This is a genomic window from Paenibacillus sp. YIM B09110 (assembly GCF_037167145.1).
Taxonomy (GTDB): domain Bacteria; phylum Bacillota; class Bacilli; order Paenibacillales; family Paenibacillaceae; genus Pristimantibacillus.
On record NZ_JBANSP010000008.1, the window covers coordinates 25,854 to 46,243 of the forward strand.

Consider the following 20,390-nt stretch of genomic DNA (forward strand, 5'->3'; position numbering starts at 1 on the left):
CTTCTCCTCATCTGACAGCCACAACAGTCCGAGCAGCAAACATCAATAGAAATAATGTTAAACGTTGCTGCTAAGACTGTCAATGAAATGGCATCCAGATTCCACTAGAACGTCTTGGAAATTAAGGTAGGCTGCTTCTATTACTTATCGATCTCGCCTTGCACGGATTGGGCGATCTTAATCATCTCGGATTGCGGCAGATTCGCGCTTGTAAGACGGAATTGACTGCCCTCGTACGTCCATGTAAGTGTCTTCTGATCGTTATCCGCGGCGTTTGTCAATTCGCCGATCGTGAAGCCCAGATCAACCATATCGCCGGCTACTAGCGAGGTTGCCATATCCTTAGGCTGCGTCTGAATTAGCGTGTAGCTGTATTCGCCAGAGTAACGGTTCATGACGCCAGGGTTGCCTCCGAACACGATATCAATCATGTCTTGCCATGTCGCGCCTTCAGGCGTGTAAGACGGTCCCATTGCAACGAATGGCGCGTCCGCATCATTTTCCGTTCCAGCCGATGTTTCTTCATCGTCCTTATTCACCGCATCCGGATCGCTGCTATTGCCCGATCCTTCTTGCTCGCCGCCAACGGCGCTATTGTCCGGCGACTTGTCGCCTTCCGTTGCTTGATCGCCTTCAGCGGATGCATCATCCTCTTGAACCGCCGCGTCGTTGCCGCTATTCTCGGCCGATGCGTTATCATCATCCTGCTCAGGGATCGCGACAGTCGGTTCATCGCTGCTTTGGCTCGATGGAGCTGCATTCATGTTGGCTTCCGTCTCGAACACGCTCTTATCGAACTTCTGTCCGAACTCGAAGGAATCGAACTTCACTTCGACCATGACAGCTGCATTCGTGTCGCTGACTTCTACCTTCGACGGACGATAGTTCGATTTGTTCAGCCAAATTTTTTGGCGGGCAAGCGAGCCGTTATTGTAGTTGGCCATCACATCGAACACATAATCATTCTCTTCGACCGCGAATTCACGCTGGCCGTCCACGAGAATGCTTTGAACGAGCGTTTGATATAAGTACACTTGGCCTTGATTTTGCGGCCAATCGCTTTGGAAGCGGAATACTTTATTGAGCTTAGGCGTTAATACGAATACACCGTCATCGTTGCGAAGCACAATTTGGGTAATATCCTTTTCCTCATTCGTCAGCTTAATCCGGTAATAGCTTGGCTTCTGATAAGATACCTCCACCTTGTACGTGAGCGGCTGTTGACTCGTATTCAGCGTCATCGTCCCGCTTCCTTGATAGCTCTCCATACTGTTGACTACTTTGTCGAGATCCTTAATCACGGACTCGGCGTCCTTCGTACCGCAAGCGGCTGCTATTAATGAGAAACATAACAAGATTGCCGCGGTCCATGCAATGCGACGCATGAAATCATCCCCTCTGCACAATGTTTTATAACTGATACCAATCATATGAGGGGACTTGACCAATTATGCGGACTGGCATGTGCTTGACCCATAGAAATTAATCACATGCAAATAAGAGAAAGACGCCGAAACCGATTCGGCGCCTTTCTCTTATTTTCCGTTGCGATATTGCTCCGGCGATGTAAGAACAGACTTTTCAAATACGCGGTAGAACTGGCTTGGCGTTGAGAAGCCCAGCATGAAGCTTATTTCCGTAACCGTATGCGACGTTCGCCGAAGGAGCCGCTTCGCTTCCTCTACACGAAGATGGAGCACGTATTGATAGGGCGAATAGCCGGTAGCCGCTTTAAATGATCGGATAAAATGAAACCTGCTCTGAAGTGCTACGGCTGCCGCGTCGTCGATCTTAATAGACTCCGTATAATGAGCGCGAAGATACTCCATTGCCTCCATCAAGTGTCTGTCTGAGGGGCTGAACCGGCGTTTCTGCTCCGTATCCAGCTGCCGCCTTCCTTCGCCCCCCCACATAAGCTGCTGCAAATCGTCCAAAATTCGCGTTTCCGATTCTTGCGCGGCTAACAACTCTACGCTTGGATGCTCAAAGGCCAAATCCATCCATCTTCGAAAATAAGCTTTGACGATACCGGGTTCGATCCACTTGCGCAGTGCGACCTCGTCCCGCTCACCAGGGGGAGCGACATGAAATCGATCGCCTCGCGCAATTGCGATAATGACACCCGCGTCATCTCCCATATGGAAGCAGTGGCGGTCACTAGGATGAAGCAGCAACGCTTCCCCTGGCGTTAGCGCTATCTGCTTGTTCTCATGCGTAAAATAGCAGGTTCCGTGCGTCGGAATCGTCATTTGAAAATGTCCTTCATGAGAATGAAGAATATTTTCGAACCGGTTCACGATTTGAACGATCTCAACCTGCGGCAGCGTTAATTGGATCTGCATCGTCTATCACCTATTTCTATCGTTATAGCAAATCGTGCTCAAAGTCCAGCAACTATCGCAACGACTCGAAAGCAAGCTTGGCTGTAGTATTAGAGAATCATTTATTTAGAGAGGATGTTCTTAAATGTCGCAAAGAGTTGCTGTCGCCGCAAGCACAAACACAGCATTCACGATTTTACTCGGCGTAAGCGCTGCGCATCTGCTAAACGATGTGATGCAATCTGTTGTACCTGCCGTATTCCCATTGTTTCAGCAAAAGCTTCATCTCAGCTTCGCCGAGATTGGCTGGGTCGCGTTCGCGCTGAATATTTCGGCCTCGGTGCTGCAGCCTCTAATCGGATATTACACCGATCGGAGACCCATGCCAAGTCTATTGCCGCTGGGCATGGTATTTACGCTGCTGGGCATGATCGGATTCGCGCTCGCCCCTTCTCTCGCTTACCTGCTGCTTGCATCTGTTTTTATCGGCATCGGCTCCTCTGTTCTCCATCCCGAGTCGTCGCGTGTTGCTCATCTTGCTGCGGGCAAAGGCAAAGGAATTGCACAATCGATCTTCCAGGTGGGAGGAAATACAGGACAAGCGCTAGCGCCTCTTATGGTAGCTTATATCATTAGCCCTCAAGGGCAATACGGATTTCTATGGTTTACCTTGCTTGCCGTCATCGGAATCGTATTGCAAGCGCGAATCAGCAAATGGTATCGGTTGCAGATCCGTTCCTCCGCTCCGAAAGCCAAAGCGAAGGCTGCAGCCAAATCTACTTTCAGCAAGCCGTTTATTCTGTATGTCATGTCGATTCTCGTTCTAATGTTGTTTTCCAAATTCGTCTATCTTGCAAGCATGAGCGGATACTATTCCTTTTATTATATGGAGAAATACGACCTAAGCTTAAAAAGCGCCCAAATGTGCTTGTTCGCCCTTCAATTCGCGGGCATGGCTGGCACCTTCCTCGGCGGCCCTTTGGCTGACCGGTTCGGACGTCAGAAGGTGATTTGGTTTTCCATTCTTGGCACCGCGCCGTTCTCCCTTCTGCTGCCCTATGCCAGTCCAACCGGCGCAGTCCTGCTGTGCCTCGCAATAGGGCTCATTCTCATGTCAGGCTTCTCCGTCATTATCGTGTATGCGCAAGAAATGCTGCCTGGGCATGTCGGGACGATCGCTGGCTTATTCTTCGGCGTATCGTTCGGACTAGGAGGGCTTGGCTCCGTCGTTATGGGCTCCATGATCGACGCCTACGGCGTAGAGCAAATCATCAAAGTATGCGCCTTCCTCCCTCTGTTAGGGCTGCTAGCGCTGCTCCTGCCTAAGGATTCTGTCCTTATGCAGAGAAGCTCATAAAACAGCTTCCCCCGTCAGACGTCGCATCTCCTCCCCGTCTTAAGCCTAGTTCCCAAAACCGACCGCGGACTGTTACGAAAGCTTCCTCGGCTCTTTACAATAAAGGTATAGCTGAGAGGCAGAAAGGAATGGTTAACCATGAAAAAACTGTTTCGTTCAACAACGGACAGCAAGCTATCGGGACTTTGCGGAGGAATTGGCGAGTGGATGGGCATTGACCCTACAATTGTACGACTATTAGTCGTGATCGCATCGTTCTTCAGCTTCGGAGCAGTGGCTGTCATCTACTTAATCGCCACGCTGGTTGTTCCAAAAGCAAGCCAAGATTTCAGATTCGTAGATCACTACTAAAATGAACGGACAAGCGTAAACGGCTATCGCCATCCTCTGGCGGCGTAAGCACTCGTTTCGCGGATGAAATATAAGCCTAGTATAAGAGCAATTTTATACTTTCTTATATTAAATAAAAGGGAGAGCTGATGAAGATGGGAATATTGCAACGTGTACTTAACATGACGAAGGCAGCGGCCAATGAGATGTTGGACAAGATGGAAAATCCGGTTATGATGCTGAATCATTATTTACGCGACTTGGATGAGGAAATTGCTGGGGCAGAGCGAGCTTTGCCGCAGCAGCAAGCACAAGCCCGCATGCTTCAAGCGAAGCTTACAGAGCTGAATGAGCAGGTTGCTTATTACGAGGGCAAAGCGATTCAAGCGGCCTCGGAACAACGTGAAGCGGATGCTAGGCTTGCTCTCGAGGCGAAGCTGCTGTACATGGAGCAAGTGGAAGAGAAAACGCGCTTGCTGCAAATTGCAACCAATGCCTCTGCCGAGCTTGCGCTGCGCATCGAGAGTTTAAAAGAAGAGAAGACGCGCCTGCAAAGCAAGCGTACTGAGCTGATTGCCCGCGTTAGACAAAGCGGCGACGTTGCCGGCGGGCCGTCATCGCAGTCGCTCCAAGGCAGCGATGCTTCGAGAGGGTTCGAACGAATCGAGCAAAAGGTAATGGAATGGGAAGCTCAGCAAGAGCTGTCCAAGAGCAATTATCCATCGTCGTCAATAACGCAAAACCATGCATTTGAGCAACAGAACGAGCTGCGCAATGCGAAGGTTGATGAAGAACTGAAGCGTCTGCTGGAGAAGAAATCCGTGACAGCCGGCTAAGTTCGATTCGATAACCGATACGGCTTTACCTTCAAGAAACCGTCTTGCTTTCAGCAAGGCGGTTTATCTATTATACTAGCTTATAATCCCATTACCGAAAGGATGGTTCCATCATGTTCACGCGTCCCGCAAGCGACGAATACATCCGTTACCAAAATCAATACATAAGTATTGTTCCCGAAGGTAACATTATTGAGTTGCTAGAGCGTCAACAGGACGATACGGTCAACTATTTCTCTTCACTGAACGAGCAGCAAGCCTTATACCGCTATGCTGCGGGCAAGTGGAGCTTGAAGGAAGTGCTCGGACACATTGCCGATACGGAAGCCATTATGAGCTATCGACTGCTTCGCATTGCCAGAGGCGATCGGACGGCACTGCCCGGATTCGAGCAAGATGATTATATAGAGCCCGCGTCCTTCGACACCCTCTCGAACGAAGAACTGCTCGAGCGTTATACAAGCATTCGCCGTTCATCCTTGTCTCTGCTTCGCACATTGCCGATCACCGCACCTGCAAGACGCGGTATCGTCAATAACCATGAGATGTCTGTCAATGCGCTTGCGTATGTTATTGCCGGCCATGAGCTGCATCATATGAATATTATTCGCGAGAGATACAACGCCTAGCTCCTCCACTATAACAAAGCAAGCCCCGGTCGCGTGAACGCTTCTGGGGCTTGCTTTGCTACGTTAGTTCAAGTTATTCGATTAATTGGAGCATCTTCACGATCGAGGAGACAGCTTCTGCTCTCGTCGTCAACGTCTTCGGCATAAATACTAGGCTATCCTCGCCGCCTACGACGAGAATCCCATGCGCTTTGCCGGCAGCAACCGCCTTTTTGGCCCACTGAGGTATTGCGGCATCATCCGTATAACCTGTCGTTGCGACTTCCGGCGTTGCAAGGCCGGATGCCCTTACGATCATCGCCGCCATTTCCGTATGCGATATATTTTTGGCCGGTTGGAATGTGCCGTCGGTATAGCCGCTTATAATTCCGAGCTGCACAGCCTGCGATACCGCCTTGACTGCCCATGTCCCTATGGCGGCCTTATCCTTGAATCCAAGTGCAGACCCTTGGACATCCGGCTTTAGTCCATTCATCAACATGACCGCAAATTCAGCCCTCGTAATATTGCCGTCAGGCCTAAACGTTCCATTCGGGTATCCCTTCGTAATGCCTCTCGTTACAGCCTCTTCAATATAAGTGCCGGCCCAATGTCCGCTCGTATCCGAGAAGGCTTCAGGCGCTGCTCCAGCCGTAACGACGACCGCCGCCGTATCCGAGCGCCCGCGTTCAACGGTACGAACAGTGATGATGGCCGTTCCTTCCGCTATTCCCGTTACTTTGCCCTTCGCGTTAACAGTCGCGATGGACGGATTGCTCGACTCCCAAACAACGTTCTTGTTCACGGCATTGTCCGGAGCAACTGTAGCGAGCAAAACATCGCTGCTGCCCGCTTCAAGCGTCAGAGAAGCTTTGTTCAAATGGACATTGTCGACGCCAACCTTGCCTAACGCATACAACTTATTCGAACTAAGCACGTAAACCGTTCCATCTTTGCCGAACACAGGGGAATAATCGAACCCATATCCATCTGGTATATCGTATTTCCAAATCGCGTTGCCACTCTTATCGTAAGCTCTTACTTGCCTATTCCCTGTCGTCAGCCATAGATTTCCGTCCGGTCCGATCCGAATCGGATTGACATAACTCAGCTTCAAATCCTTCATCCACAACTGTAAGCCATTCGGTTTTAGTGCAATCAGCTTGCCTGTATTGGATAGCGCATAGATGAATCCATCCTTATCTACGGCCGCGGATACTTGCTCCGCACCGCTAATGGTAAGAATCCATTTGAGAACTCCATCTGCAGTGAAGCCAAATAAATTGCCATCTGTAGCAGGGACGAGGATTAATCCGTCTTTGTTAATAACGGGCGTGTTGGATTTACCTTTAATGGATTCATTGGCCGTAAGCGACTTGTTCCACTGCAAAACGCCTTTGGACGATAGCTTATAGAGATTGCCTAAGGAAGAAACGAAATAGATTGACCCATCCGATGCAACAGTCGGGGCAAACGATGCTGCTTCGCCTGCCGGTAGAGGGAACTTCCATTTAATCGCGCCGCTATTCTTATTGAGTGCCAGAAGCGCTCCTCCCGCACCCATATAAATCGTGCCGTCCGCCGCAAACGCAGGCTTCGAACTCATTGGCGCATCAATTGCCCACTTGACTGACTTGTTTGGAAGAAACGCCATCGTAAGATCCATGTATCCTGCATATACCGTACCATCTGATCCAATACCTGCCGTTTTCGTGAGCGGATTATAATTGGCCGAGTCGTCTGCATCCCAGAACCACTTTCTTTCGCCAGCCTCGGAAATTGCGGCCAATCCGTCTTCGAACGTATACTTATCGCTCTGCTCGATATAGATGGTGCCGTCAGGCGAAACGATCGGATCTCCCGTCATCTCAAACCCGTCCAGTTGCCACCTCAATGGAAGAACGGCAGGTTCTTTCGTTACTAGAATTGGCGGTAAATCAATAGGCAGCTCAATAATCGGCACATCGATATCAATATCTATAGCCGGTAGAGCATATGGCTCCAGCTTCGGCTTGACCGAGGCAGCGTTCGCCCCCAAAGCAGGCACTACCATCAAACAGGCCAATAAAACAGCCAACACCCTCGTTATTGAATTGAACTTTATCATTCCATCCCGACCTCCCAGCACATGGCTGAAACATGATAAAAAACCCTAATTTTCATCACGTATCGTACCATATGCTAAGCGCGAAATATCGCGAATAAACACGAAACCCAAAATAGTGCTTGAGTACGATTTCTTGCTACATAGCTATTCTGGAAAGCACGACCGCTGCCTCGGCACGGCTTAATGTTTTGCGCGGATCGAACGTACCGTTATCATAGCCTTTGATAAGCCCGGCGTTAACGGAAGCTCCCACTAATCCCTTGTATTCAGCCATAAGCTCACTTTTGTTAATATATGGAATATTGAAGATTTGCATAGAAAAAACCTTCGAAATAGAAGGTCTCTGGATCGTCGGTTTAACTATTTTCGGACCGCCTCAACGTACATAAGCTTGTCGCAAGTCCCCCCGCGGTGATCGTCATGAGCGAGAGAAAGAAGCTGTCGCCCGGGAGTATCCATTCACCAATGCTGATGATGAGCAAGTCGATAACTAACACGATGATGCCTACATTAATCTTGATATGCTCTGATAAGTATTCCGCGATCAAATCCATTCCGCCCGTCGATACATGCTGCCTTAGCATAACGCCGATGCCCGTTCCGATCGCCAAGCCGCCGACTACGGCTCTTGTGAACGGCGTCCATTCAATATAGTAGCTGAAATAATATTGATACGGCTCCATGAAATCGATCACATAACTAGAAAGCAATAAACCGCTTACGCTAATATAGAGCAGCTCTCGATTGTAGAACCATGCAAGCACGAAGATCGGTATGCTGCACAACAGCATAATCAACCCAATTTTGATATCGAAAACGTAATTGATGATGAGCGCTACGCCAATGATGCCGCCATCCAGAATGCCGAGCGGCACGACGAAAAAATTAATCCCGATAGCGATGAGTATGCTGCCGATTACGATGGCCCCGATTTTTTTCAACGAAAACATATTCACCAGTCCCCTATAATAGCCTGTCTGATATATATGTTCCTCATGGGCTTGTCATGATCGATTAATAGGAATGAATTGGATATTAGCTTCCAACGAAACGAATTAGTGCTGCAGTCGTACATAAGGAGTGCCAAACCATATGCAATATTATACAATTGGTATAGGTGTTTATTTATCAGCATATAAGAGGTGAATCATTTGGCAGTAGTAGAGGTTGTCAAATATGATGGAAGTCCTGACGTGTTCGCGTGGAAATATCCGAATGAAGAGATGGGCACTTGGACTCAGCTTATCGTCAATCAATCGCAGGAGGCTATCCTGTTCAAGGGAGGCCGGGCGCTCGATTTATTCGGACCTGGGCGGCATACGCTTAGCACTTACAACATTCCTTTCCTGAAAGATCTCATTAATATTCCGTTTGGCGGCAAGTCGCCGTTCACTGCGGAGGTATGGTACGTGAACCGTGCAACCGTGCTTGATGTGAAATGGGGCACAGCCTCCCCCGTCAAGCTGCAGGATCCGAAATACAATGTCATCGTGCCCGTGAGAGCGTTCGGCCAGTTCGGCATTACGATCGAGGACTCGCGCAAGTTTCTCGTCAAGCTCGTCGGTACGGTCAGCGAGTTCACGCAAAACAGCCTGTCCAAATATATCCGCGGCGTGCTTATGATGAATATCAATGAAATATTATCCTCCTATCTCGTTCTTAAAAAAATAAGCATATTGGAGATTAACGCCTATATTAGCGAGATTTCCGCCCATGTCGAAGCTAAAGTGAAGACGATGCTTGAGCCGTTCGGCATCCTGCTCCACAACTTCTACATTGACTCCATCAGCTCGCCTGAGGATGATCCGTCGATCGTCAAGCTCCGCGACGCGCTTGCACGCAAAGCCGAAATGGATATTATCGGGTACAACTATCAGCAAGAGAGAACGTTCGATACGCTTGAAGGGGCAGCCAAAAACGAAGGCAGCGCTCAGGCGTCTCTGCTTGGCGCCGGCCTTGGCTTCGGCATGGGTACTAACCTTGGCGGAGCTTTCGGCAATCAGATGGGCCAGCTTGGCGGCATCTTGAATACGGGTTCGAGCGTATCGAATAGAACCTGTCCTTCCTGCAATAGCGTAAACGATATCAACTCTCGCTTCTGCAACGGCTGCGGCAAACCTCTCGCGGGCACTGTCGGTACAGGCGGCGGTCCCGCTCCTAAGCTTCACTCCTGCAACAAATGCGGCGAGCCTATAGCTAGCCATTCGAAATTTTGCTCCAATTGCGGAGATCCGTATAACCCTTGTCCGGGGTGCGGAGCCGATTGTGAACAAGGAAGTACTCATTGCGACAAATGCGGAGCTGATTTTCCAAAGCCATGCAAGGGCTGCGGAGAGAAAATCGACTCGGACATCAAGTTCTGTCCGCATTGCGGCACCAATAACCTGCTGCAATGCTCGAATTGCGGGAGCAACGTAGAGCCTAATCAACGTTTCTGCAGGGATTGCGGCCATAATCTCACTTAAAGGAGCGTGCGCTGAATGCTCATCCTTATTGGAATTATCTTGCTTATTCTCGTTCTCATACCGGCAAGTCCCTTTATCTATCGGTATGCCCGATCGTTCATCGCGCGAGAGCGGCAAACTGCAGACTCCGCTAAAGCTTGGAGTTACCTGCAAGTCGTTATGCAGGAAGCACTGCTTGAAGTTAAGCAGTTGGAGGAAGAGCAGCAACAAGAATTCGAGAACCGTCTGCTTGCGCTGAAAGAGCTCATTCAATACAGCGATCCCGTCATTCACTCGTCTCTCGTAAACGAGGAGCAGCATCTCATTGCGGATATCAATCAATTGCCTTCCCAGATTGGCGCAGTTAACGGACATGAGGATCGCGAATCCGCACTACATATGCTTCGAGATAAAATCATAACGATAAGCGAACAAATTAAGCTGCGGAACAAACAACTGCTGACAGTCAAATAAGCGAGAAGAGGATTACCAAATGAAACCGGGAAAAGCGAAGCAAGTGATTGGCGTTATTTTATTGCTCATAGGGGTAGGCGCAAGCGTCAATTACTCCTTTTTTATGGGAAACGAATTAAATGATATTCTTGCAGGCGTTGCCGTATACATTGCTATTATGATCATTCCGGGTATTTGTCTAATTATTTTTGGTAGAAAAAATTATAAGAGCTACATCCAATCGATAGAAGATGCTGAACGACATGCTCGGGAAAATCCGATTATTGTCACGCCTCCTCCTCCGTATCCCCCTCCGTCGAATGCTAACGGCAGCAGTCGTTCCAACATCAATTCCGGTTCTCCGAAAATGATTGACTGTCCAAGCTGCGGAGCAAAGAAAGAGCTGCAGCCGAACCAAACCGGTAATTGCGATTATTGCGGCTCGACACTTTCCTACCGATAGCGGCCACGATATAAGATAAGGAGGCTTCGACTATGTTTTGGGGAATACTTATGCTAATTATTGGAGTCCCTGTGCTGCTGTTCGGCATTTTATTCATGATAGCTTTAATTGGGCTTCCTTCTGGGGAAGATGCTGCAACTGTAATTACTATTGCTCTAATCCTATTTGTTACTCCAGGAGCTGTGCTTAACGTGTTAGGAATAAAATTGATTGATCGCAGCGGCAAAAAGAAACGAGCGCAGCGGCAAGCTGCGTACGATGCCATCAACGCCGCATCACCTCTTCCAAATCGTCCTGAGCCATCGAATCCGGTCGTGTCGCCTCCCGCAAGCGTCAGTCCGACGTTTAAATGGATTGATTGCCCGGGCTGCGGAGCGAAGAAGCAGTTGCAATCTAACCAAACTGGCAATTGTGATTATTGCGATACGCTTCTTGTATACGGTTAAACCTAACGCTCCAAGGTAGAAATGGATTATACTTAACCTATGTGAACGACGATAACATTTCAACTGATGGGAGGAATACATATGAAATACGAGGTGCTGTACCAAGGAGCGTTCGCGCTTCTGAGGGTAGGACTTAATCGGGGCGAGAAAGTGAAAGCCGAGTCCGGCGCAATGGTATCGATGTCGCCAACGATCGATCTGACTGGCACGGTCGACGGCGGACTAATGAGAGGTTTCGGAAGAATGCTTAGCGGGGAAAAGTTTTTCTTCCAAGAAATGACCGCTGCAAGGGGAAATGGAGAGGTGCTGCTCGCCCCTACCGCAATGGGCGATATTCAATCCATCGAGCTTGACGGAAGCTACACGCTCAACGTGCAGAAGGACGGCTTCCTGGCCGGCTCGGACAGTATTCAGGTTAATACGAAAATGCAAAATCTAGCGAAAGGCTTGTTCTCCGGCGAAGGCTTCTTCATCGTCGAGATCAGCGGCAGAGGCACTGTATTCCTCTCCTCGTACGGTGCCATACACGCGATTAATCTCGCACCAGGCGAAGAGGTCATTGTCGATAACGGGCATTTGGTCGCATGGCCGAGCTATATGCAGTACACCATTGAGAAGGCATCGAAGGGCTGGTTCTCCAGCATAACGAGCGGCGAAGCGCTCGTATGCAGATTCCGCGGCGAAGGCGTAATCCTTGTCCAAAGCCGCAATCCGGCAGGCTTCGGCAACTGGGTGAAACAATTCATACCGGCAAGGTAGAACGGTTAACGCCGTCCTTGCAGCGGTGAAGCGCGTTTCATTCGCGGCATTTTCGATTATACTAATGCTGAATACGGCAGAGGAGCTTGCACGAACCGGCTTCTCTGCCCTTTTTATATCAAAGTATACTGTATGGAAAGGGTGCTTACTTACAATGTCGATTCAACCAGTAGGAACCATCGTTCAATTGAACAGATATCCTGTTAAATCTTTCGGAGGCGAGAGCTTGTCTTCGAGTCAAGTCGATACTCACGGCCTATATGGCGACCGTGCGCGCGCCTTTATAGATGAGACGAAGGAAGGCTGGGATCGATATTACACCGCCCGCAATTACGCGGGGATGCTCGAATATAAAGCTAAGCTTGTTGGCGAAGGCACAGCGCATGCTTTCCCTGAGGTCCAGATCACTGGACCAGACAGCCGCATTCGTGAATGGAACGAAGAGCTGTTAGCTGAGATTGAATCCCATTCGAAAAATAAGCTCACCCTGTTGGAGTATGCCCCTGACCGTGATGGCGTGTTGGCTGTAGATAGCGACGGCATACTCATTATTACGGATCGGTCGCTGCGTTTGCTTGCGGACGCTTGGGGCAAGTCGTTGGACTACCGACGCTTTAGAGCGAATATCGTGATAGCCGTCAACAATGATGCTGGTCATGAACGCGAATGGATCGGCAAACAACTGCGTGTCGGAGATATAGCACTTCATGTGAAATCCGAATGCGACCGTTGCTCTATGATCACGATCGATCCTGATCGGCTGGAGAAGGACAGCTCGTTGCTGAGAACCGTGAATGAGAAATTCGGTCTGAACTTTGGCGTCTATGCTAATGTAGAGCAGACCGGTACACTATCTATCGGTGACGCTGTTTATGTAACGGAATAACCGCCCGACAGGACTTACGCGGAGCGGACGGCTATTTGCGATGGACTAGCTGTCCGCAACGATTTGCTGCTGCACAAGCTTATGATATAGCGCATGCGATTCCATGAGTTCCGTATGCGTTCCTTGGCCTGTCACTTCCCCCTTCTCCAGCATAACAATCCGATCGGCGCCGCGTATCGTCGACAGCCGATGAGCGATAACGAGTGTCGTCCTTCCTTGCATCAGCGCTTGCAGCGCTTCCTGCACCAGTTGCTCCGATTCGCTGTCCAAATGTGCCGTCGCTTCGTCAAGCAGCAAGATATCAGGATCGCGTAAGATCGCTCTGGCAATGGCTAAGCGCTGGCGTTGGCCGCCGGACAGCTTTATGCCCCGCTCGCCTACTTCCGTATCAAACCCGTCCGGAAGCGATTCTAAGAACGAGGTCAAGTTCGCCTGCTCGATCGCCTCCCTCAGCTTGTCTTCCGCTTCGAGATCCAGCCCGTAGGTCAAGTTATGCCGAATCGTTCCGGCCATCATCGGACTATCCTGCGAGACATATGCAATTCGTCCGCGCCATTCGTCTAGCGGCATGTCGGCAATCGGCTGCTCGCCATACGTAATGAAACCCGAGCTTGGCTCATAGAACCGCTCGATTAACGAGAACAACGTTGTTTTTCCCGTGCCGCTTGGCCCAACGAAGGCCGTCATCTTTCCGGGCTCCACTGTGAGCGTAAGCGATTGAAGCAAGGGGCGGTCATACGTATAACCGAAGCCCACATCTACGAACTCGATTGGCTGCTTATTTGCCGCCGAAGTCGCAGCTGCTGCATGCTTGTTGACGCCTTCCGAATCCGTTTCCGATTGTTCCGGCTGCTCATCCAGCAGCTCTTGCAATCGCTCCGATGCGCCCATCGCTTTCTGAAACTGCGTGAAGAACGAGGCCATCTGCGTAAAGGGCATCACGATTTGGAACATGTACAAAATAATAGCTACCAATTCTCCGCCGCTTAGCGACCCTTGCGCAACCCTTACGCCTCCGTAACCGATCAGCACTACAAGAATTAGCAGCATGACCGACATCATAAGCGGAGATACAATCGCTACGATCTTCGCTTCTTGCAGACCGAATTGGAGCAGCCTATTGATGCGGAAGCTGCCTTGCCGCTTCTCCAAAGGCTCGGCTAGCGATGCCTTTACTAGCCGAATATCGGACAAAACGCGTCCCAGATCGCCTTGGAACAACGCCGTCTCATCTTGCATCGACTTGGAAACCTTGAACATCTTCGATCCAAGCGGCCATAAAATGAGCAAAGCAGCCGGTACTGTTACAAGCATGAGCAGCGTCATACGCCAATCGATAGTCAGCAGCAGAATAACGCCCCCGATAACCGAGATAATGCCTCCCAAAAACGATATAACATGCCCAATAATAAAGTCTTTAATGACGTTTGTATCATTCGTAACGCGGCTCATCGTCTCTCCCGAGCTATTCCGGTCGAAGAACGGAACAGGCAGCTTCAATACCCTTTCCCAAACCTCCCGCCGCAAGCCGCTTATGATGGATTGGCCAATATATGACATCGTATAGACCGAGAAGCCGGACATCGCCGTTTGCGTCAGAAATACCGTCCCCAGCACGGCAATCGTTACCGCCCGCAAGCTTGAGGCTGACAGTTCTTCGACCATATCCATTGTAAGCAGCGGAATCGTTAGCGATAGAGCCGTTTCTCCAATTCCTAGCAGCATAGCGGCTGCAATCAGCCATGTTGCCGGCTTATGCTTCGCAATGAGTCGGACAAATTGTCCGACGTTCATGCCGGTTGCACGTGTCGTCTCAGATTCCGTCACTCCCTTATCCTTCACTGCGCTCACCTCCGGTAATCGACTTAAGCGCCTCAATGTGCTCGAACACTTTGGCGAAATAAAGTTCTTCGTCCTGCGTAAAAGCGTTCGGGAATAAGAACGGATCCATCATCCCTTCCCTCTCTCCCAACTCTTCAAGCTGGGCGCGTTCTTGCTCCGTAAGCTCGCCCATTATTGGAGCCAGCAGCCCTTCCAGCATTGAAACCAGCTCCGCCCCCTTCTCCATGACCACCGGCTCCGTCGGCTCCTTGCCTTGTTGATAGAACTCCTTTAACTGCAGCAATATGGCGATCATCGCCTTCTCCTGCTCCAGACGGGCTTCCTTGGACATGCCTTTCATAAAGATAGCTTCGACGACGGATGCCGGCATTTGCTGCGACAGCCACTCTTGCTGCAACTCCTCATGCTGAATGCTATGAATGAAAACGAGCAGCAGGTTGCTGTCGACCTTGCCCGCCCCATCCAATAGCTTCTTCATACGCGAGATCGTCTCCATTACCCGCTCAAGCTGTCTCTGCTTCTGCAGCAGCATTTCATATTGTGCCGCCAACGAGTGCTGTAGATCGACCTCCGGCTTCTCTAAGTAACTTCGAATCTCCTCTAATGAAAAATCCAAATATTTAAGCGTTAGTATTTTTTGCAATTGGAGCAGGTCATGTTCGGTATAAAAACGGTGACCGTGCTCGTTGCGGCTAGACGGCGCGAGCAGCCCTTTGCGGTCGTAATACCGAAGCGCCCTTTCTGTTACTCCTGTCAGCTTGGCAAAAGCGCCTATACCGTACTTATGATTAGACTTCATATTTTGTTCCATCTCCGCACCTCCTTGTCTCTAGTATAAGACTTGACGCAACGTCAGGAGCAATAGCAAAATCGTTATTTCACAACCAACTAATCGACAAATTTTTCAAAACGAAAATGTTATACAATTGTCCATTAAACTATTAATCTATCGAAATTTAGGACAAGTTTAGTAGTATTTTTGATTAATTAGGGGGATTTTAGCAAAAAAGGGATTGTAATAAACTTCGATCCCGTTATAATAAACCTGTGACCGTTGTGTGACAACGTTAATTAAACTTAAGGGAGCGAATCAATTGGATTACAACAATCAGCCGCAAGTCAATCCTTACAACGGAGGGTACAATCCGAATCAGGAAGTATCGCCGGTCATTAGTGTAAAGGATTGGTTGCTGCAAATGCTTATTCTGATCATTCCTATCGTCAACATTATCATGATGTTCGTATGGGCTTTCGGAGAAGGCAACCCAACCAAGAAAAACTATTATAAAGCTTATCTGTTGTGGGCACTTATTTGGAGCATCATCTCTGTCATATTCCTCGTCCTATTCTTGGGAGCATTCATTGCTGCTTTTTCAGAAGCCTCTACATACTAACATTCATGCTTAAGAAAGAGCTTTTTAATGTTAGTTCCATAACGAAAATAGGAAGACGCAGATGATTCTGCCCCTTCCTATTTTTTTTTATGTATGAAAGGCATTGAAATCGACATTAAGGCTATATAGAATAAAGTTACACTTGCGATAAGAGCTGCAAATCGTTTTATTAAAGGAGAACCGCATGTTTAAGAAAAAGGAAGCATTGAAACTAAAATCAAAAGCTAAAGGCAACATCCTCATGCTCGAACGGAGTTTCAACGCGCCGAGAGAGCTTGTGTTTCAAGCGTATACGGATGCGGCCCAGCTCGTACGCTGGTGGGGGCCAAGGGACTGGAATCTAACGATATGCAATGTCGATCTCCGGCCAGGAGGGGCGTGGCAATATTGCCTGGAATTCAAGGATGGTCAGGCAAAATCATGGGGGAAGGCCATTTATCGCGAAATCGCAATGCCGGACAAGCTCGTCTATGAGGATTACATATCCGACGAGAACGGCGTCATCGAAGCTAACGACGGCTTGCTCGTAACCGTCACGTTCGAAGACGTTCAAGGCAAGACTAAGCTAACTAACCGGGTTGAATTCGTCTCATCGGGCGCTTTGAAGCGAACAGTGGAAATGGGCCTCATACAAAGCATGGATCAGACCTGGTCTCGCCTGTCCGAACATTTGCGTAGTGTAGAAGCATAAGGATCGCCTTCATGCCCTCATGGACAAGTAAGAAGACAAAAAAAACCGTTCCTTGCGCAGATGGCGGGTTTCCTCGCCACTTGCAAAAGAACGGTTATTTTGTATGGCTGACCAAACCTATCGAACATCCATCAAGTAATCAGCAGGCTGCCTACACCGCGCGGAAACGATAGACACGGCTGGCATAATCACCGTGGAACTGCGGCATCTTAAGGCCGGCATGCATCAGCTCATCGCCGCCGTATGCGCCTTCCTCGCCAACCAGCTCATAATCGCGGTTCGGATCAAGGCCCTTCAGACGGAAGCGGTCCAGCTTCGGATACGGCTCTTGAAGAACGGCAGCTAACACAACGAATGCCTCGCTCTTATCCTTCGCCACGAACATCCATGCCGTCTCGTTGCCCTCGAACGGGCTAAGCAAGCGGTAGAAGTCGCCGAACTGCACCAGATGACGCACTTCCTTATACAGCGCTACTTGGTCTTTAACGGTTTCCTTTTCTTGTTCCGTAAATTTCGTCAAATCCAGCTCATAACCGAAGTTGCCCGACAGTGCGACATTGCCGCGCGTCTCAAGCGATGTGATCCGGCCAACCTGATGGTTCGGTACAGCCGACACATGCGCGCCCATTGCGCTAACCGGATACACTATGCTTGTACCGTATTGAATTTTCAAGCGGGATACCGCATCGGTATTGTCGCTCGTCCATGTCTGCGGCATGTAATACAGCATTCCCGGATCGAAACGTCCGCCTCCGCCCGAGCAGCTCTCGAACAAAATATGCGGGAATGCGCTTGTGATCTTCTCAAGCACTTCGTACAAACCAAGCATGTAACGGTGTGCCGTCTCGCGTTGGCGGTCGGCCGGCAGAAGCGCCGAACCAATCTCGGTCATATTGCGGTTCATATCCCACTTCACGTAGGTGATCGGCGCGCTGGAGAGAATATCCGAAATGACGCGTACGATGTATTCGCGAACGTCAGCACGGCTTAGATCAAGAATTAGCTGCTGGCGGGCTTGCGTCCGTCTGCGCCCATCGATATGCAGACACCAGTCCGGATGATCGCGATAGAGTTCGCTCTCCGGCGAGATCATCTCCGGCTCGAACCAAAGTCCGAACTGCATATCAAGCTTCTTCACGCGGCTAACGAGATCCTCAAGACCGTTAGGAAGCTTGTTGCGGTCTACGAACCAATCGCCCAGCGATGTCGTGTCATTGTCACGTTTGCCGAACCAGCCGTCATCGAGTACGAATAATTCGATGCCCAGCTCTTGTCCGACCTTTGCAATCGATTCGATCTTGTCTGCGGTGAAATTAAAGTACGTTGCTTCCCAGTTGTTGACGAGAATTGGACGTGTCTGATCGCGGAATTGGCCGCGAATCAGCCTAGAGCGATACAAATCATGGAAGCTGCGCGACATGCCGCCAAGTCCCTGATCGGAGTGAACGAGAACAACCTCCGGTGTCTGGAACTGCTCACCCGCTTCCAACTGCCAGTTGAAGTCGAATGGATTGATGCCCATGAACAGCCTAGCCGAATGGAATTGATCGACTTCAACGCCGGCAATGAAGTTGCCGCTGTATACGAAGCTTGCTCCATACACATCGCCATGATCCTCGTCGGCGCCTTCAGCTAGCAGCGCGATGAACGGATTTTGCACATGGCTGCTTGAGCCTCTGCGGCTCTCTACAGATTGCATGCCAGGCTCGAGCTTGCGCTTGTGCACATAACGCTCGCGTGTCCATGCACCCGATAATTGAAGCATTTCGAACCGATCATGCGCAAAGTCAAGACTCATGCTAAGCGCCCGTTGCAACTGCAGTGTTGAACTGCCATTGTTCGTAATGGTTGCCGATCGTGTAATCGCATCGAAGTTCTCAAAGACGGTATAGGAAAGAACGACAGTGAGTCCCGTCAGCTCGTCCTTCAATGTTATTTCCAAAGTTTGCGCCTCGTCGTCTTGCTCCGTGTATACAGAAGGCAATCCAGCCAGCGCCGGCTTTCCGCTGCGAATCGTATGCGATTCGTAGCTTAGCTCCGTAACAGTTGAACCGTTCGGCAGCGCAACTTGAATAGCAGGTGTCCGGAAGTCGGAGCTTCCGTAAGTCGGATATTCCTGCGGCAGCGTATCGAGCGACAACGAAAGCTGGCTCAAATCCGTGCTAGGACTGAACGATGCGCGTTCTTTAAGCTCAAGCAATCGGTCTAGTTGCAGGCCGCGGACCTTCTTGCCCCAGTACAAGTGCGCAGGGTACCCTTGCTTCGTTAATTGGATGACATAGCTCGTTTCCTTGGATTGCAAATGGAATAATGCTTTCTGTTCATCATAATGAATAGTCATGGTTATATCCCCTAACCTATTAATGTAATTTCGTTAAATCGTGACCGCAGCTTTCTCTTACCATCAATGTCGTATTGACCCTTACATGAACGGCCGCCTCGCGACCTTCAATGCGCTCCAGCAGCAACTGCGCTGCTGTTCTGCCCATCTGCTCGGTATGGGCGCGAACGGTCGTAAGCGGCGGATTCAAATAGGCGGACAGCTCGATATCATCGAATCCAATGACCGCCATCTGCTCCGGTACCGATATTCCTCGCTCATGCAGGGCGCGCAAAGCGCCGACTGCCATCGGATCGCTTGCAACGAAGCAAGCTGTTGGAAGCTCCGCTTGATCCAGCAACCGATTCATGGCGTCATAGCCGCCGCCGGTTGACCAATCTGCAGTAATCGCAAATTCAGGACGATATAAGTCTCGCTCCTGCATGAGCAGCTCGAAATGATAGCTGCGGGGATCGAGAATTACCTGAACTTGCTGCGTTTGCTGCCCTAGCGAATGGACACGTTCTTCCCCGCCGATTAAAGCGATCCTCGTATGGCCAAGAGTAAATAAATGGCCAAGTACGTCCTTCATCGCTTGTTCGAAATGGAGATTGACCGAATCGCAATCGTGAGGAGGCGTGCTATGGTTCAGAAACACGATCCGGTCGCGATGCGCATACAGTGAGTTGACATCCTGATCGTTAATCGAACCGACGACAATGAGACCGTCCAACTCGTGCAAAGATTGCCATTCAGCGCGAGCATTACCGCGAAGCACCTTTACAATTGAGAGGCCTAGCTCTTCGCATCGCGTCTCAATTCCTTTGCGTATGGAAGAGAAATAGGGATCGTTATGCTCATCCTCAATCGATGACCACATAAGCAAACCTACTTGCTGCCTCGACAGCAGCTCCTCTTTCTTCATTCGCCGCAATCGGGACGGCTTATATTGGAGCTGTTCGGCAATGCTAAAGATGCGCGCCCTCGTCTCTTCGCTGACGGATAAAGTCATATCGTTATTAAGCACCCGAGATACGGTGGCAGCGGAAACACCGGCTTCTGTCGCAATCTGTTTGATTGTTGCCATGTTCCACCTTCTAATTTAGTTAATAAATTTACTAAACGTTACAACG

21 protein-coding genes are annotated in these 20,390 nt (G+C 49.8%); 12 read left to right on the forward strand and 9 right to left on the reverse strand.

Annotated features, from left to right (window positions below; translation table 11 throughout):
* Positions 1-140 precede the first annotated feature (140 nt).
* Both V8F51_RS13955 and V8F51_RS13960 read right to left on the reverse strand, forming a co-directional pair.
* Entirely contained in the window at positions 141-1,385 is a 1,245-nt protein-coding gene (locus V8F51_RS13955) for a DUF4367 domain-containing protein (RefSeq protein WP_337100887.1), read from the reverse strand.
* A 150-nt stretch (positions 1,386-1,535) separates the two neighbouring features.
* Positions 1,536-2,342 carry an AraC family transcriptional regulator gene (locus tag V8F51_RS13960; RefSeq protein WP_337100888.1) on the reverse strand — a complete coding sequence of 269 codons (807 nt, stop codon included), beginning with the start codon at positions 2,340-2,342 and terminating at the stop codon, positions 1,536-1,538.
* 124 nt (positions 2,343-2,466) lie between these two features.
* Between V8F51_RS13960 and V8F51_RS13965 the strand changes: the two genes are divergently transcribed.
* The 4 genes from V8F51_RS13965 to V8F51_RS13980 all read left to right on the forward strand — a co-directional run bounded on the left by V8F51_RS13965 (position 2,467) and on the right by V8F51_RS13980 (position 5,473).
* Positions 2,467-3,678 carry an MFS transporter gene (locus V8F51_RS13965; RefSeq protein WP_337100889.1) on the forward strand — a complete coding sequence of 404 codons (1,212 nt, stop codon included), beginning with the start codon at positions 2,467-2,469 and terminating at the stop codon, positions 3,676-3,678.
* A gap of 138 nt (positions 3,679-3,816) precedes the next feature.
* Positions 3,817-4,029, forward strand: a complete 213-nt coding sequence (locus V8F51_RS13970) for a PspC domain-containing protein (RefSeq protein WP_337100890.1) — start codon at positions 3,817-3,819, stop codon at positions 4,027-4,029.
* Positions 4,030-4,163: 134 nt separating this feature from the next.
* Entirely contained in the window at positions 4,164-4,844 is a 681-nt protein-coding gene (locus V8F51_RS13975; protein ID WP_337100891.1) for a PspA/IM30 family protein, read from the forward strand.
* Between the two features lie 113 nt (positions 4,845-4,957).
* Positions 4,958-5,473, forward strand: coding sequence for a DinB family protein (locus V8F51_RS13980; protein WP_337100892.1), 516 nt, complete (start codon positions 4,958-4,960; stop codon positions 5,471-5,473).
* Between the two features lie 73 nt (positions 5,474-5,546).
* On the opposite strand, the gene V8F51_RS13985 is transcribed toward V8F51_RS13980, so the two are convergent.
* The 3 genes from V8F51_RS13985 to V8F51_RS13995 all read right to left on the reverse strand — a co-directional run bounded on the left by V8F51_RS13985 (position 5,547) and on the right by V8F51_RS13995 (position 8,509).
* On the reverse strand, positions 5,547-7,559 hold the full coding sequence (locus V8F51_RS13985; protein WP_337100893.1) for an S-layer homology domain-containing protein: 2,013 nt from the start codon (positions 7,557-7,559) through the stop codon (positions 5,547-5,549).
* A 136-nt stretch (positions 7,560-7,695) separates the two neighbouring features.
* Positions 7,696-7,875, reverse strand: a complete 180-nt coding sequence (locus V8F51_RS13990; protein WP_337100894.1) for an S-layer homology domain-containing protein — start codon at positions 7,873-7,875, stop codon at positions 7,696-7,698.
* A 40-nt stretch (positions 7,876-7,915) separates the two neighbouring features.
* Positions 7,916-8,509: a YitT family protein gene (locus tag V8F51_RS13995; protein ID WP_337100895.1), complete on the reverse strand. Its 594-nt coding sequence runs from the start codon at positions 8,507-8,509 to the stop codon at positions 7,916-7,918.
* A 192-nt stretch (positions 8,510-8,701) separates the two neighbouring features.
* On the opposite strand from V8F51_RS13995, the gene V8F51_RS14000 reads away from it, so the two are divergent.
* The 6 genes from V8F51_RS14000 to V8F51_RS14025 all read left to right on the forward strand — a co-directional run bounded on the left by V8F51_RS14000 (position 8,702) and on the right by V8F51_RS14025 (position 13,010).
* Positions 8,702-10,024 (forward strand): SPFH domain-containing protein, encoded by a 1,323-nt coding sequence (locus V8F51_RS14000; protein WP_337100896.1) that lies wholly within the window; start codon positions 8,702-8,704, stop codon positions 10,022-10,024.
* Between the two features lie 15 nt (positions 10,025-10,039).
* Positions 10,040-10,477, forward strand: coding sequence for a hypothetical protein (locus V8F51_RS14005; RefSeq protein ID WP_337100897.1), 438 nt, complete (start codon positions 10,040-10,042; stop codon positions 10,475-10,477).
* Between the two features lie 19 nt (positions 10,478-10,496).
* Entirely contained in the window at positions 10,497-10,919 is a 423-nt protein-coding gene (locus V8F51_RS14010) for a hypothetical protein (protein WP_337100898.1), read from the forward strand.
* A 32-nt stretch (positions 10,920-10,951) separates the two neighbouring features.
* Entirely contained in the window at positions 10,952-11,365 is a 414-nt protein-coding gene (locus V8F51_RS14015) for a hypothetical protein (RefSeq protein WP_337100899.1), read from the forward strand.
* A gap of 81 nt (positions 11,366-11,446) precedes the next feature.
* Positions 11,447-12,124 (forward strand): TIGR00266 family protein, encoded by a 678-nt coding sequence (locus V8F51_RS14020; RefSeq protein ID WP_337100900.1) that lies wholly within the window; start codon positions 11,447-11,449, stop codon positions 12,122-12,124.
* Positions 12,125-12,278: 154 nt separating this feature from the next.
* A complete protein-coding gene (locus V8F51_RS14025; RefSeq protein WP_337100901.1) occupies positions 12,279-13,010 on the forward strand; it encodes an MOSC domain-containing protein in 732 nt (243 codons plus the stop codon).
* A gap of 45 nt (positions 13,011-13,055) precedes the next feature.
* Here V8F51_RS14025 and V8F51_RS14030 read toward each other — a convergent pair whose 3' ends face one another.
* Together V8F51_RS14030 and V8F51_RS14035 are read right to left on the reverse strand one after the other, a co-directional pair.
* Entirely contained in the window at positions 13,056-14,804 is a 1,749-nt protein-coding gene (locus V8F51_RS14030) for an ABC transporter ATP-binding protein (protein ID WP_442956432.1), read from the reverse strand.
* Between the two features lie 37 nt (positions 14,805-14,841).
* On the reverse strand, positions 14,842-15,663 hold the full coding sequence (locus tag V8F51_RS14035) for a MerR family transcriptional regulator (protein ID WP_337100903.1): 822 nt from the start codon (positions 15,661-15,663) through the stop codon (positions 14,842-14,844).
* Positions 15,664-15,946: 283 nt separating this feature from the next.
* Between V8F51_RS14035 and V8F51_RS14040 the strand changes: the two genes are divergently transcribed.
* Positions 15,947-16,246 (forward strand): hypothetical protein, encoded by a 300-nt coding sequence (locus tag V8F51_RS14040; RefSeq protein ID WP_337100904.1) that lies wholly within the window; start codon positions 15,947-15,949, stop codon positions 16,244-16,246.
* A 184-nt stretch (positions 16,247-16,430) separates the two neighbouring features.
* A complete protein-coding gene (locus V8F51_RS14045) occupies positions 16,431-16,937 on the forward strand; it encodes an SRPBCC domain-containing protein (protein ID WP_337100905.1) in 507 nt (168 codons plus the stop codon).
* Between the two features lie 151 nt (positions 16,938-17,088).
* Here V8F51_RS14045 and V8F51_RS14050 read toward each other — a convergent pair whose 3' ends face one another.
* Together V8F51_RS14050 and V8F51_RS14055 are read right to left on the reverse strand one after the other, a co-directional pair.
* Positions 17,089-19,278, reverse strand: a complete 2,190-nt coding sequence (locus V8F51_RS14050; protein WP_337100906.1) for an alpha-galactosidase — start codon at positions 19,276-19,278, stop codon at positions 17,089-17,091.
* Between the two features lie 19 nt (positions 19,279-19,297).
* Positions 19,298-20,344 (reverse strand): LacI family DNA-binding transcriptional regulator, encoded by a 1,047-nt coding sequence (locus V8F51_RS14055; RefSeq protein ID WP_337100907.1) that lies wholly within the window; start codon positions 20,342-20,344, stop codon positions 19,298-19,300.
* Between the last annotated feature and the right edge of the window lie 46 nt (positions 20,345-20,390).

What these genes read in the sequence shown, in the direction of transcription:
- V8F51_RS13955 (WP_337100887.1), bottom strand. Translation starts at nt 1,385, where the DNA reads ATGCGTCGCATTGCATGGACCGCGGCAATCTTGTTATGTTTCTCATTA.
- V8F51_RS13960 (WP_337100888.1), bottom strand. Translation starts at nt 2,342, where the DNA reads ATGCAGATCCAATTAACGCTGCCGCAGGTTGAGATCGTTCAAATCGTG.
- V8F51_RS13965 (WP_337100889.1), top strand. Translation starts at nt 2,467, where the DNA reads ATGTCGCAAAGAGTTGCTGTCGCCGCAAGCACAAACACAGCATTCACG.
- V8F51_RS13970 (WP_337100890.1), top strand. Translation starts at nt 3,817, where the DNA reads ATGAAAAAACTGTTTCGTTCAACAACGGACAGCAAGCTATCGGGACTT.
- V8F51_RS13975 (WP_337100891.1), top strand. Translation starts at nt 4,164, where the DNA reads ATGGGAATATTGCAACGTGTACTTAACATGACGAAGGCAGCGGCCAAT.
- V8F51_RS13980 (WP_337100892.1), top strand. Translation starts at nt 4,958, where the DNA reads ATGTTCACGCGTCCCGCAAGCGACGAATACATCCGTTACCAAAATCAA.
- V8F51_RS13985 (WP_337100893.1), bottom strand. Translation starts at nt 7,559, where the DNA reads ATGATAAAGTTCAATTCAATAACGAGGGTGTTGGCTGTTTTATTGGCC.
- V8F51_RS13990 (WP_337100894.1), bottom strand. Translation starts at nt 7,875, where the DNA reads ATGCAAATCTTCAATATTCCATATATTAACAAAAGTGAGCTTATGGCT.
- V8F51_RS13995 (WP_337100895.1), bottom strand. Translation starts at nt 8,509, where the DNA reads ATGTTTTCGTTGAAAAAAATCGGGGCCATCGTAATCGGCAGCATACTC.
- V8F51_RS14005 (WP_337100897.1), top strand. Translation starts at nt 10,040, where the DNA reads ATGCTCATCCTTATTGGAATTATCTTGCTTATTCTCGTTCTCATACCG.
- V8F51_RS14010 (WP_337100898.1), top strand. Translation starts at nt 10,497, where the DNA reads ATGAAACCGGGAAAAGCGAAGCAAGTGATTGGCGTTATTTTATTGCTC.
- V8F51_RS14015 (WP_337100899.1), top strand. Translation starts at nt 10,952, where the DNA reads ATGTTTTGGGGAATACTTATGCTAATTATTGGAGTCCCTGTGCTGCTG.
- V8F51_RS14020 (WP_337100900.1), top strand. Translation starts at nt 11,447, where the DNA reads ATGAAATACGAGGTGCTGTACCAAGGAGCGTTCGCGCTTCTGAGGGTA.
- V8F51_RS14025 (WP_337100901.1), top strand. Translation starts at nt 12,279, where the DNA reads ATGTCGATTCAACCAGTAGGAACCATCGTTCAATTGAACAGATATCCT.
- V8F51_RS14030 (WP_442956432.1), bottom strand. Translation starts at nt 14,804, where the DNA reads ATGAACGTCGGACAATTTGTCCGACTCATTGCGAAGCATAAGCCGGCA.
- V8F51_RS14035 (WP_337100903.1), bottom strand. Translation starts at nt 15,663, where the DNA reads ATGGAACAAAATATGAAGTCTAATCATAAGTACGGTATAGGCGCTTTT.
- V8F51_RS14045 (WP_337100905.1), top strand. Translation starts at nt 16,431, where the DNA reads ATGTTTAAGAAAAAGGAAGCATTGAAACTAAAATCAAAAGCTAAAGGC.
- V8F51_RS14050 (WP_337100906.1), bottom strand. Translation starts at nt 19,278, where the DNA reads ATGACTATTCATTATGATGAACAGAAAGCATTATTCCATTTGCAATCC.
- V8F51_RS14055 (WP_337100907.1), bottom strand. Translation starts at nt 20,344, where the DNA reads ATGGCAACAATCAAACAGATTGCGACAGAAGCCGGTGTTTCCGCTGCC.